This is a genomic window from Bordetella genomosp. 4 (genome assembly GCF_002261185.1).
Taxonomy (GTDB): Bacteria; Pseudomonadota; Gammaproteobacteria; order Burkholderiales; family Burkholderiaceae_B; genus Bordetella_A.
Genome location: NZ_NEVQ01000013.1, coordinates 306,736 through 318,897 on the forward strand (window position 1 = coordinate 306,736; position 12,162 = coordinate 318,897).

At 59.1% G+C, this 12,162-nt stretch carries 13 protein-coding genes; 6 read left to right on the top strand and 7 right to left on the bottom strand.

The window, feature by feature from the left end; translation table 11 throughout:
* Positions 1-14: 14 nt before the first annotated feature.
* Entirely contained in the window at positions 15-1,139 is a 1,125-nt protein-coding gene (locus CAL20_RS11690) for a mandelate racemase/muconate lactonizing enzyme family protein (protein ID WP_094821167.1), read from the bottom strand.
* A 144-nt stretch (positions 1,140-1,283) separates the two neighbouring features.
* On the opposite strand from CAL20_RS11690, the gene CAL20_RS11695 reads away from it, so the two are divergent.
* Positions 1,284-2,165 carry a LysR family transcriptional regulator gene (locus CAL20_RS11695; RefSeq protein ID WP_094821168.1) on the top strand — a complete coding sequence of 294 codons (882 nt, stop codon included), beginning with the start codon at positions 1,284-1,286 and terminating at the stop codon, positions 2,163-2,165.
* Here the strand turns inward: CAL20_RS11695 and CAL20_RS11700 are convergent.
* On the bottom strand, positions 2,162-3,067 hold the full coding sequence (locus CAL20_RS11700) for an isocitrate lyase/PEP mutase family protein (protein WP_094821169.1): 906 nt from the start codon (positions 3,065-3,067) through the stop codon (positions 2,162-2,164). The genes CAL20_RS11695 and CAL20_RS11700 overlap by 4 nt on opposite strands.
* A gap of 119 nt (positions 3,068-3,186) precedes the next feature.
* Between CAL20_RS11700 and CAL20_RS11705 the strand changes: the two genes are divergently transcribed.
* The 4 genes from CAL20_RS11705 (at position 3,187) to CAL20_RS11720 (ending at position 6,725) form a co-directional block, all read left to right on the top strand.
* Positions 3,187-3,897, top strand: a complete 711-nt coding sequence (locus CAL20_RS11705) for an IclR family transcriptional regulator (RefSeq protein WP_094821170.1) — start codon at positions 3,187-3,189, stop codon at positions 3,895-3,897.
* A 61-nt stretch (positions 3,898-3,958) separates the two neighbouring features.
* The gene (locus tag CAL20_RS11710) at positions 3,959-4,852 is read left to right on the top strand and encodes a LysR family transcriptional regulator (protein ID WP_094821171.1); all 894 of its coding nucleotides are present in this window, start codon (positions 3,959-3,961) and stop codon (positions 4,850-4,852) included.
* Positions 4,853-5,017: 165 nt separating this feature from the next.
* Positions 5,018-5,995: a Bug family tripartite tricarboxylate transporter substrate binding protein gene (locus tag CAL20_RS11715; RefSeq protein WP_094837946.1), complete on the top strand. Its 978-nt coding sequence runs from the start codon at positions 5,018-5,020 to the stop codon at positions 5,993-5,995.
* A 58-nt stretch (positions 5,996-6,053) separates the two neighbouring features.
* Positions 6,054-6,725, top strand: coding sequence for an isochorismatase family protein (locus CAL20_RS11720; protein WP_094821173.1), 672 nt, complete (start codon positions 6,054-6,056; stop codon positions 6,723-6,725).
* A 151-nt stretch (positions 6,726-6,876) separates the two neighbouring features.
* Here the strand turns inward: CAL20_RS11720 and CAL20_RS11725 are convergent, their stop codons facing one another.
* From CAL20_RS11725 to CAL20_RS11735, 3 genes are all read right to left on the bottom strand, one after another.
* Positions 6,877-7,857 (bottom strand): Bug family tripartite tricarboxylate transporter substrate binding protein, encoded by a 981-nt coding sequence (locus tag CAL20_RS11725; RefSeq protein ID WP_094837947.1) that lies wholly within the window; start codon positions 7,855-7,857, stop codon positions 6,877-6,879.
* A 204-nt stretch (positions 7,858-8,061) separates the two neighbouring features.
* Positions 8,062-8,286, bottom strand: coding sequence for a hypothetical protein (locus tag CAL20_RS11730; RefSeq protein WP_094821175.1), 225 nt, complete (start codon positions 8,284-8,286; stop codon positions 8,062-8,064).
* A 2-nt stretch (positions 8,287-8,288) separates the two neighbouring features.
* Complete coding sequence (locus CAL20_RS11735) at positions 8,289-9,737, bottom strand: amidase (RefSeq protein WP_218830708.1); 1,449 nt, start codon at positions 9,735-9,737, stop codon at positions 8,289-8,291.
* A gap of 129 nt (positions 9,738-9,866) precedes the next feature.
* On the opposite strand from CAL20_RS11735, the gene CAL20_RS11740 reads away from it, so the two are divergent.
* A complete protein-coding gene (locus CAL20_RS11740; RefSeq protein ID WP_176456496.1) occupies positions 9,867-10,559 on the top strand; it encodes a TetR/AcrR family transcriptional regulator in 693 nt (230 codons plus the stop codon).
* 97 nt (positions 10,560-10,656) lie between these two features.
* On the opposite strand, the gene CAL20_RS11745 is transcribed toward CAL20_RS11740, so the two are convergent.
* Entirely contained in the window at positions 10,657-11,394 is a 738-nt protein-coding gene (locus CAL20_RS11745) for an HAD family hydrolase (protein ID WP_141217678.1), read from the bottom strand.
* Between the two features lie 86 nt (positions 11,395-11,480).
* Positions 11,481-12,032 (bottom strand): ferritin-like domain-containing protein, encoded by a 552-nt coding sequence (locus CAL20_RS11750; RefSeq protein ID WP_176456497.1) that lies wholly within the window; start codon positions 12,030-12,032, stop codon positions 11,481-11,483.
* Between the last annotated feature and the right edge of the window lie 130 nt (positions 12,033-12,162).

The following is a 12,162-nucleotide window of genomic DNA, read 5'->3' on the forward strand; positions in this document are numbered from 1 at the left end:
TAATCGTGAACGCCTCAACGCACGGTGCGCCATTGCCCATAGCGCTCGACCATGGACTCCTCGAAATCAAAGCCCAGACCGGGGTCTTGCCGCAACAGCACGCGGCCGTTTTTGTGTTCGAGCTGACGATCCACCAGTTTGCGGAAATTCAGCACCTGGTCGTCCCAGAAAAACTCGACATACCGCGCGTTGGGCGTGGCAGCGACCAGAGGCGCATGCAGATCGTGGAACCAGTGCGGGCATACGATGACGCCGTAGCTCGCGGCCGTCGCCGAGATGCGCCGCCATTCGGTAATGCCGCCGCAGACAGCCGCGTCATGCTGCAAGATCGCGGCGGCGTTTTTGTCCAGCAGTTCCTTGTGATACCAGCGGCCATAGCCGATCTCGGCCGTTGCCACGGGGATGTTGGTGAGCTTGGCCAATTTCGCATGGCTGTCCACGTCGTCGGGAGAGAACGGTTCCTCGATGAAATACGGGTTGTATTGCTCAAAACGGCGCACGTACTGCATCGCCTGCGTGGTATCCACCCAGGCATTGTTCATGTCCATCATGATTTCGACATCAGGACCCACTGCCTCGCGTGCGGCGCGCAAGCGCGCTTCTTCTTCGGCAGGCGACAGTCGGCCGGATTTCATTTTCACGGCGTTAAAGCCTTTGGCCACGTAGCTGGCCATTTCCTCGCCCAGCATTTGCGGGGTCTTTCCGTCCAGGTAATAGCCGCCGCTGGCGTATGCCGGGACCGACTCCAACTCGTATGCGCCCAAAAAACGATGCAGAGGCAATTGCGCAGTGCGCGCATTCAAATCCCATAGCGCCGTATCCAGCGCACTGATGGCACGCATCACGGTGCCGGCACGCCCCTGCAGTAGCGATTCCTGATACATGTTCTGCCATAGGCGTTCGACGGCGTGCGAGTCCTGGCCGATCAGAACCGGCGCGAGCAGTTGCTCCACGGCGTTGACGAACAACTCGCCGGCCGCGCTGCCGACATAGCAGAACCCGATGCCCTCGACACCGTCTGTCGAGCGGACTTTGACCAGGCCGTAATAACGAGTGCTCACGGTACGGGTGGAAAACGAGGTGACTTTATCCAGTGGGACGGCGGCGGCGCAAACGTCGACGGAAAGAATCTTGGGCACGTGGGGCTCCTCAGGGTGGGCATATGAAAGAAAGCGTATGGATGTATTCTGGGCCTGCTAAAGAAAAAGAAAAATAATGTTCTGGCATTTTGTGAAGTTATAAAATCCATCTTTTTAGTCGATTCGATATCGCCTCACACCCCAATGGACACACGATTCCTGCAGAGCTTTATCTATGTGGTGGAAACCGGATCGATCGCCGGCGCCGCACGCCGGCTGGATCTGACGCCAGCATCGGTCGCACAGCGGATCAAGGCGCTGGAGGCTGACGTAGGCAGCCAACTGATCGTACGCGCCGGACGCACGGTCAAGCCCACGCTGGCTGGCAATCGCATTCTGCAGCGCGCACATACGGTATTGAGCGAAGTCCGTGATCTGCGCTCTGCCGCCTCGGAAACCAATTTGCCGGCAGGCCCCTTACGTCTGGGAGCCACGCCGACGGGGTTGACGCACATCTTGCCTGGCGTGCTGAAGCAATGGGTGCAGGCGCATCCTCATATTGAGATCTATATCGAACCTGCGCCCACTACGGTGCTCTATCGACGCGTGCTCGATGGCCAGTTGGATGCCGCCGTCATGGTGCATCCCTTGTTCGACTTGCCTAAAAGCTGTGCCTGGCACAGGCTGCGCAACGAGCCTCTGACCCTGGTGACGCCTGCGGATATGCGGGTGCGGGATCCCATCAAAACACTGGCGGCAGAGCCTTTCATCCGATATGACCGCCAGGTCGTCGGCGGCAAACTGGCCGATGATTATCTGCGGCATCATGGCGTACGCCCGCGCGTACGTTTCGAGCTCGATGGCATCGAATCGATAGGCAGGCTCGTGGCCGAGGGGCTGGGCATTTCCATATTGCCCGACTGGAATGTCGGCGGCCCACCCAATATGGCGATCAAGCGCTGGACGCTGCCTGCGCCCCGGCTGGAGCGGCAGGTCGGCATCGTCTGGACGCGCGCGAACGTGCGCGCGCAGCTGGCGCAGGCGTTGGTGAATTTAGCCGCGCCGCTGTTTCCGGCCAAGCCTTAAGCCTTCAACCGTTCTTCTGTCGCTGTCCATTTCTCGTATTCGAATAGCGACCATAATTGCCGGTGCGACAGCATTTTATCGGCCGACCCTGCTGTCGTTCCTGTTGCAGCCAAGTCCCGCAACATCTCCGTCCCGGCATAGGTAAAGCAACGCGTGATCGCGTTAGGGTAAATCGCCATCGCAAAGCCCAACTCGCGCAAGCGAGCCGCAGGCACGATCGGCGTACGTCCGCCCTCGACCATATTGGCCAATACGGGCGCACGGACGTTACGGGCGACCTCGGCCAATTCCTGTTCATTTTCCGGGCTCTCGACAAAGATGACGTCGGCCCCGGCCTCGACATAGCTCGCTGCACGATCCAGCGCTGCCTGCAGGCCATGGTCGCTGCGCGCGTCGGTGCGGGCAATGATGGCCACATCCGGGTCAATCCTCGCATCGACCGCGGCTTTGATACGCCCTACCATTTCCTGAGTGGAAACCAAGTTGCGCCCGCCTTCGTGCCCGCATTTCTTGGGCCACGATTGGTCCTCGATCTGTATGCCCGAGATACCTGCGCGCTCGAAAGCACGCACAGTGCGGATTACGTTCAAGGGGCCACCGTATCCCGTATCTGCATCAACAATCACCGGGATGGACACCACATCCGCCACGCGCGCCGCGCGATCCAGGACTTCGGAGAAAGACATCAGGCCGACATCGGGCGCGCCGAGCGCCGACATGGACATGCCCGAGCCCGTCAGGTACAGCGCCTGAAAGCCAGCCTGTTCAATCAAGCGCGCCCCGACGCAATCGTAAGCGCCAGGCGCTACTAAGACCTCGGGCGCTGCGATCTGTTGCCGTAGCGCGGCGTTGCGACCGCTAGATTGACGCAGGCCCAAGGGATAGTCGTGAGGATCAGGCATGACGGTGAATGCTCCAGAATAAGGACTTGAACAATTAAATTTTATCTAATAGAATTAAATTCTTTTAAATAGAATATTGTCGTCGCCCCTTTGTTGTCAAGGACGAGGACCGTCACGCCATGCCCCGATACCCTGTCCGCGAGCCTGATCCGTCTCAAGTCGCCGAGGGCGGCGTAGCCGCCGTTGATCGTGCACTGGCCGTCTTGACCGCCTTTCGCGCAGAAGACACCGGCCTCACCTTGCGTGAGATCAGCGATCGCGTGGCATTGGTACCCAGCACGGTGCTGCGCCTCTTGGCCTCGCTCATTCATGCAGGTTTTGTGCAACGTCATGCCGATGCCCGCTACACGCTAGGGCCCGCTACAGCGCAACTGCATCGCGTATACGCTGCCTCGTTCAGCTTGCAGGACGTCGTACTCCCTACCCTGCGTGCGCTGGTTGATCAAACACGGGAGAGCGCATCTTTTCACGTGCGCCAGGGCGATCAACGCTTATTGCTTTATCGCGTCAACTCGCCTCAACCCCTATCGGATCAAAGCCGTGCGGGCGATCTGCTGCCCTTGGACAAAGGTACGGGCGGACACGTATTGCAGGCGTTTTCCGGTGCGCCCGGCGCTCACTATGAGCGTATTCGACAAGACGGGTACATGAGCCTGCCGGTCAGCGACCGCTCACGTGAACTGGCGGGGATATCCGCACCCGTCTTCTATCCAGGCGGAGAACTCGCCGGCGCATTGACGCTGACCATGCCGGCACATCGATTTCGCAAAACGCACATCCCTGTCTTGCGGCGTGCCGCCAAAGCGTTGACAGAGGCACTCGGCGGATAACTCGTCCCTCGATTTGCGAGGGCACGCCCCTGTTCGTGCTGCGGGTTTCTTGGAGCAATGGATGAATCTGGCCTTCTTCGCTACCTTGAACGCTGTCATCAAGTACGGCAGTTTTGCCCGCGCGGCGCTAGAGGTAAATCTGTCGCCCAGCACGGTGAGCCTGCAGATGAAACGGCTCGAGGAATACTACGGGCAACCGTTATTTGACCGCAGCGCGTCGACCATCAAACCCACTCCCCTGGCTCATGAGGTGGCCGGCCTGATCAGCGGCACGCTGGACCAAATGGAGTCATTGCGGCGTCGCGGCTCATCCGTTATCGAAGGCTGCGTTTCGCTGGGCGCTATTGAGAGCATGCAGGCCCACATCCTGCCTGAGGCCATGCGGTATCTGCGCGAACACAGCCCTCGGCTCACGGTCAGGCCCGTACGGGATACGAGCCACGGCTTGTTGAGCGGCTTGAAAGAAGGCACGATTGATGCGGCCATTGTGGCTTTTGCCGACGACGAACGTAACAAGCGCCTGGATTGGTATCCGCTCTTGCAAGAGGAAATGGTGCTGGTGGCCCCCAAGGACGTGGCAGAGGACAACGCTGCTGCCCTGTTGCGGGCTCATGATCTGATCCGCTATGGAAGGGGATCCAATATTGCTGTGGCCATCGATCGATACTTGGCAGCATCGGGCAATACGGCGCGCGGGACATTGGAAATGGATTCGACGCATGCCATCCTGGCCATGGTCTCGGCGGGGCTGGGTGTGTCCATTCTGGCCTGGCCTGATCGCCGCGCCTTTGTCGGCTATCCCGTGCGCGAGGTGCGGCTGGGCCAGCATGCGCCGCGTATGCATTTCTCGCTTGTGACGCGCCGCGGCGAGACCTCTGACCGCGTGCTGTCAGTCATCAAAGACGCAGTCGTTCGCGCCGCCAATGTCGCGGCAGGCCGCAATCGCTGGCTCTGACATCCTCGCAAGCATTCGATTTTCCTCATTTGCAAGTGTGAAATCCTCGCTGGAGGCTGGATCGTCTCGTCCCTAGAATGATCGGAGCAGTTTTCAAGAGCCGGACGGCGGCTGGCCGCATGCCAGCGCCGTACCGGCACGGAACAATCCGTACAAGGGGAAAACATGACTGTCATGTTCAAACGCGCGGCGCTCGCCGTGCTGAGTTTCACCATGCTATCGACCGCATCCGCGGTCTATGCGGACACCTATCCCAGCAAGCCCATTACGTTCGTCGTCGGCTACCCGCCAGGCGGGGCCAGCGACGTCATCACGCGCCTGATTGCCGGCCACATGCAGACGGCGCTGAAGCAACCGGTGATCGTCAAAAACCAGCCCGGCGTCAACGGCAATATCGCCACTGAAGAGGTCGCCAAAGCCCCCGCCGATGGCTACACCCTGCTGTTGGGAACGATCGCCAACGCCATTAATGCCAGTCTGCTGAAGAACATCCATCACGATGTGAACAAGGACTTCATTCCCGTCGTGCAATTCATGTCCTCGCCGAGTGTGCTCGTCGTCACCTCCAAGCTGCCGGTGAAAACCGTGGACGAGTTGGTAGCGCTCGCGAAACAAAAGCCAGGTGCATTGAGCTATGCCTCGACAGGGTCCGGCAGCTCTCCCCATTTGGCAGGCGAACTGTTCAAACTGCGCACTGGCACCGATCTATTGCATGTGCCCTACAAAGGGGCTGCGCCCGCCTTGACCGACGTCATTGCCGGTCACGTCCAGACAGGTTTCAAGACCGCATTGTCTGCGTTGCCCAGCATGCAGGACGGCAGCATCCGGCCGCTGGCGGTGGCTGACAAACAACGCATGCCCGATCTGCCTGACGTGCCGACGATGGCCGAGGCCGGCTATCCCGATTTCGAGGTGCTGTCCTGGAACGGCATCTTTGTGCCGGCCGGCACGCCGCCCGAGGTTGTCCAGCGCCTGAACGCCACCGTCAACGACATTCTCAAGGATCCCGAGATCGACAAACGTATCCGTGGCATGGCCGGCCGCCCTGGCGGAGGCACGCCGGAAGCATTCCGCGCTTTTGTGCAGTCGGAAACCGAAAAATGGGGCGAAGTCATTCGCAAGAACAACATCACACAGCAGTGATGTTTCGAAGCGATCTACGCCGAGGCAATACCACAAACAACGCAGTCAGGAGCAATGGATGGACAAGCTGGAAAAATGGCGCGGCTACGTGCCGGACGCAGAGTTGGAGACCTACCGCAAAGGAGGATTCGCCAATCGCCTGGGCATAGGGAAACGGCCGGCTCTCGTGAATATCGATACCACGCATATGTTCGTGGATCCGTCGTACTCATTCTGCGGCGCGGCGATGCCCGAGCTGATGACGGCACTGGAGCGCATCACCGCCCTATTCCGGCAATTGAACCTGCCGATCTACTATACCCGTCGCGACGATCGTTCCCTGCCGTCCTATCGCGGCGCGTGGAACTGGAAATTGGCCAAGCCTGATGATGTAGAGTTCGTAGCAGATCCCAAGGCGGACGAGTGGCCCGAGGCATATGGCCCGCGGCCGGGCGATCGCGTCGTTCTGAAAAACAAGCCATCGGGATTTTTTGGCACCATGCTGGCGGATTTTCTACGCTATGACGACGTCGATACCGTGATCATGGTCGGGATTTCCACCTCTGGCTGCGTGCGAGCATCGGCCGTGGACGCCTTCTCGCACAATTTTCGAGTCATTTTGGTAGACGACGCGTGCGGCGATCGCAGCCCGCAGGCACACAAGGCGAATATGTTTGACCTGGACATGAAATTCGCCGACGTTGAATCGTTGGACTACGTCCACGATGCGTTGGTGGCAAAGTTCGGTTGATAGGAACTCGGCCGATCAATCGCTCGCAATCATGAAAAAAGCGCTGGTCGATGTGTCTGACCAGCGCTTTTTTTGTCCGCGTTGATTACTGCTGTGGACTCGGCACGATGTTGCTCTACGTGCGGAGCGAGGCAAGCTATCAGCCCGCTATTTATTTCTCGACTTTCTTGCGTGCCGAGGCCGCCAGTTTCTCGTACAGCACCAGCTCGCGGTCAATGGTTTTTGCGAAGTCTGCCGGCGTATCCTCCAGCACGGGCATCATCCCCATTTCCAGAACTTGCTTTTTAAAATCATCGGATATCACCAGCTTGTCCAATGAAACCTTCAGGGTATCGATGACCGCCTGCGGCGTACCGGCCGGCATCAGCAATCCCGTCCACGAGTCAAAACGGAAATCCGGCATGCCCGACTCGGCAAAGGTCGGCGTATCCGGCAATAGCGCATAGCGTTCTGGCGATGCCACCGCCAGTACACGGACCTTGCCACTCTTGATATGCGGCAGCACGGACCCCAGCGTCGCAAACGACATATCGACGTGCCCGGCAATCAAATCCACCATCGCCGCTGCTGCACCTTTGTACGGTACAGGCGTTATCTGCGTGTTGGTCAACTGCGTGAACAGCTCCACCGCGAGCAATGGTGATGCTCCCTGTGCTGCCGAATTGTATTTGTTCGGCGCCTGGCGTACTGCCTCGACAAACTCACTGAAGTTTTTAGCCGGAAAATCATTGCGCACCACCAACACCGTCGGCGCAATCGCCACGGTGCGTACCGGCATCAGGTCCTTGCGGCTGTCTACATCCAATCCCTCGGTCATCCACGGATTGATCGTCAGGTTCAGGCTGGCCACCAGTCCCGTATAACCATCAGGTTGCGCGCGCGCTGCGGCCTTGGTGCCGATATTGCCGCCCGCGCCGCCCTTGTTTTCAACGATGAATTTCTCGCCCAGATCAGACCCCAGATGCTGGGCAATCAATCGCGCGATCAGATCAGTAGGGCCGCCTGCAGGAAAACCTACGATCAAATTGACCGGTTGGCTCGGGTACGTAGCCGCCATGGCGGCAGGCGCAGCCATCATGCCTAGACACAGCGGGATCAAAGCGACACGCCGCAAAAGAGTCGAAAGCTTCATTGTTGCGGCCTCCTCAGAGAACAAACAGAGCGTTGTGACGCGCATAAGCTGACGCGTCATCGAGTGCGTGATACAGAACGTCGTAAATACACTGCATGATTTTCCTCTTGAATCGTTATCGTGCCGGGTAATACGCAAGCGTGTTCTTCCGGCAGCAGAACACGCGGTGTCGTTCACAAATGGCGAGCCGCTATTTCTCCATGTCTAGTCGGCGCGTGCTTGCGACTCAATGTCGTGGCGGCGGCCGGTCATCGGCTGGATGGTCTTGTCTGCCACTCTCGGGATATGGCGGCCCGCTGCCAAGGCATGACGCAGATTTGACGCAGCGCGTGACAGTTCCTCGCCTTCGGGCGGCGTCTGACCGCATTGCTGCCAGATGATGCGCACTGCCGATTCCAATGAGGCCAATTCGAATTCAGATGTAGACATAATCAAACCGGGCTATGGACCGAAGAAGTGGATTGAGACACCACCTGCGCGCGCCGCGGCTGCGGGCTAAAGTGGCGTTCTACTACGCGGGCGGCACGCATCAAACGCGCCTCTTGCAGGAATCCCGTTGCCAATTGAATGGCTACAGGCAACCCGTTATGGTCAAAACCCGCAGGCACGGATACGGCAGGATGTCCCGTCAGTGAAAATGGACTGCCCGCCGAACGCGCGGTAAAGTCGATCACGGCCTGCTCGTCGGTCAGTGCCGGCGCGACGCGATCCGTCATGGGCAACAACAGCACATCGACATCGTCGAACAACGCATCCATACGCGCCACCAGCTCGCGCCGCTGGCGCAATGCCGCGAGATAATCTGCCGCGCGGATATACATGCCGATTTCCAGCTTTTCGCGCAAGGCTCGTCCCATCAGGGTGCGATGTTCCAGATAATCTTGCTCGTGAATCGAGAAACTTTCGCTGCGGTTGATGGGTAGCGCAATCGCCCGAAATTCCGCAGGTGCGAGCGGCAGTCGGATGTCACGTATCTGCGCACCCTCGTCTCGCAGAATGTCGCAGGTTTGATTCAAAGCCTCGTCGATGGCCGGCTCTACGCTATCCGCAGGATCCAGGCGGCGCACCACACCCACCCTCAGGCCCGCTACGCCGTCATTCAACGTAGGCAATAGCGGCTGCACGCTGCAAGCCAAACTGGCGGGGTCGGCCGCATCGTGACCCGCCATTGCCTCATACACGAGGCAGGCGTCCTCTACAGTCAGCGCCAATGGACCAGGGCCGTCAAAGCTCCAGCAATTCGGCATCACACCATGACGGCTGATACGGCCAAACGTGGGCTTCAGGCCAACGACACCACACGCGGCGGCGGGCAATCGCACCGATCCGCCCGTATCGGTACCGATCGCAAAACATGCCGTACCGGCAGCCACCGCTGCACCAGAACCACTGGACGATCCGCCTGTGAAATGACGAGGATCCCATGGGTTACGCGCTGGTGGGTTCTCCAGATCAAAGTGCACGGCGCCTGTCCCCGTGCCGTATTCCCACGTGTTCAGCTTTCCCACCAGGATGGCGCCGGCAGCCTGCAGCCGTCCGACCAAGGTCGCGTGCAACGCCGGATCGTGACGCTGAGGCACTCGCGATGCAGCGGTCGTCGCCAGCCCTTTGGTGTAGATGTTGTCCTTGACGGCAAAAGGGATGCCGTCCAATGGGCCGAGACGCCGCCCCTGCCCCGCCCGCACCTCCGCCGCCTGGGCTGCGGCCAATGCCGCATTCCGGTCATGACGCAGATACGAATGAATCACACCGTCCACCTGCTGAATACGGTCCAGAACCGCTTGCACAAGCTCCGAGGATCGTAACTGTCCGCCGGCCAATAAAGCGCCGGCCTGGGCAATAGACAGCGCGGCCGGGTCATCCGAGGAAAGGAAATTCAAACTCATATACCTGTATAAAACAACTGTTTCAAATATATGTTTGAATTATCATGTCGAGCAATCCCATGGCGCAAGACGTTTTTCCTCGGTGAAAACCCGAGTACGCCAAATGTGGGGAACACCCCGGACATGGACACCATGCAAGAATTCGACGACACGGATAGCCGTAACAGCCCCAAACGCCAGGCCATCCTGGCCGCAGCCAAAGAGCTGGTGGCACGCAAAGGGCCCAACGGCACGACCGTGCGCGACATCACCGCCGCCTCGGGCGCCAATGGCGCCGCGGTGAACTATTACTTTCAATCGAAAGACGGGCTGGTGAACCTGGCTCACCGGGAGATCACCGGCGAAGTCAACCGCGAGCGTCTGGCCAGGCTCGATGCCTATGAATTGAATGCCGCCGGACAGGCATTGGCGCCCCGCGACATCCTGGCTGCGCTGATCGAGCCTATCCTCACGATGTCGCGCTCAGCCGATGGCGGCAGCCTCTATGTCCGCAGCGTGTTCCAAATGCGTATTGACGCGCGCACGGGCTACCATACCTTCGATATCAACCAGCATGTCGCGCGCCGCTTTATGGATGCGATTGCCAAGACATTTCCGCAGCTCAGCCGCGAAGCCGTTATCTGGCACTATGAATTCGCGCGCGGGTCGGCGATTCATATGCTGGCCAATCTGGATCCGGTCTCGCGCCGGTTTGAGTTGTTGGCAAAAGAGCCCGACCAGAAACTGCCCGAGGTGCCTGCTTATGCGTTGGATCAAAAGCAGATCGATCGGGTGATTGCGATGATTCTGACGGGGTTCGGCCAGCCGTTGGAGTGAGAGCCTGCGGCACTGATGTATCGCAGACGCCGGAGTTAAGCTGTTCCTGACAATGATGACGACGATGCGCGTGGCCTACGTGTCGTCTAACCCGGCGTTACGAACTTAAAGTTGTATCGTGCACGGTCAGCAGCTCGGCGTAGTCATCAAAAGCCAAGGCCTGAGGATACTCGTGGACTAACTCGCCACCATAGCCTGCGCGAAACCACATAAACGGCACACCTGCGTTGTTTGCGCTCATCGCATCGACGTGCGTGTCGCCAACGTACGCGCCCTGGGCCGGGGCCACGCCCATCGCCTCAAAGGCTTTTAACAACGGTTCTCCGTCAGGCTTGGGCCGGCTGACCGAATCACTGCCCAATACAACCGAGAAATACCTCGTCAGGCCTTTTTGTTCTAGAGCCTTCAAAGCCGAAGCGTGCAGTTTATTGGTGCATACGGCCAGTTTTACCCCCCGCGATTGGCAATCTTCCAGGAAATCGATCACACCCGGATACGGCTGCGAATTACGGTGAGCAAGATAGGCGTAATGCTTGGTATAGGCCTTTATCACCGCATCCAATTCGGACAGCGGCACGTTCCGGTCCTGCATGACGGCCACCAGCACTGCGGGAAAAGCCCCATGCAGATTCGGCATGAGGTAATTCTCGGGCAGCTCGCCGTAGCCGCAATCGCGTAGCGCCACACTGACGGATGCGCGGATGTCGTGCATCGTGTCGAGCAAGGTGCCGTCCAGGTCGAAAGCGATGGCTTTGCAGTCAGCGAGCAAAAAAGGTGCGGTCATGGTGGGGTATTCAGGCGAATGAAAGTTAAACGTGTATGCCGATTGAAACACGTCTACAAGACGAGCGCATTGCACGGGTATCAGCCGCAGTGACGCGAAATGCTCGGCCCGAGCAGCCGAGGTTGGGGACAGACGCCCTATTTTTCGCCCAATTGCCGCGCCAGTTCTTGGACTTGGGCGGCCTCCATGGCCATGATGTCCGCCAGCAGATCGCGCGTGACGGGGTCTTTTTCGCCCAGGTAATCGACCATCTCGCGATAGCCCGCAACAGCTATCCGTTCGGTGACCAGGTTCTCGTTGAGCATGTCGGTCAGGGTAACGCCCTCTACATACTCGGATTGGCTGACGTGTACCAGGTGCTCTGTCGAGGCGAGTGATCCACCGTCCAGCTGAGCGATTCGTTGCAACAGGCGCTGAGCATGGCTATCGGCATCAGCGGCGTGACGTTCCAGTTCCTCTGCAACGGCGGGCGCCTGCAGGCCGCGGGCCAACACCGCCTGGCTCTGGCAACGCTGCGCGCACATGACTTCCATAGACAAGGCCTCGTTCAGCATCCGCAGCACCATCGTCCGGTCGGTCGAAGACAACGGCTCGGCGGGGACAACGGTCGCGGACACAGCGGCCTCATCGGGCGAGACCCCTGCCGTTGACGAAAAATTCGGCTGCTGAACTAGGATGGAACGTTCCATTTTTTCTCCTGAGTCAGACCGGCTGATGAGCACCCTGCCCAACCATGGGCGCACGGTGGTGCCCTTAATCCAACTGACGCAGGCCAGTGTATCGAGGCACAAGGCCCTATTCTGTATCGAAATCCTGTTG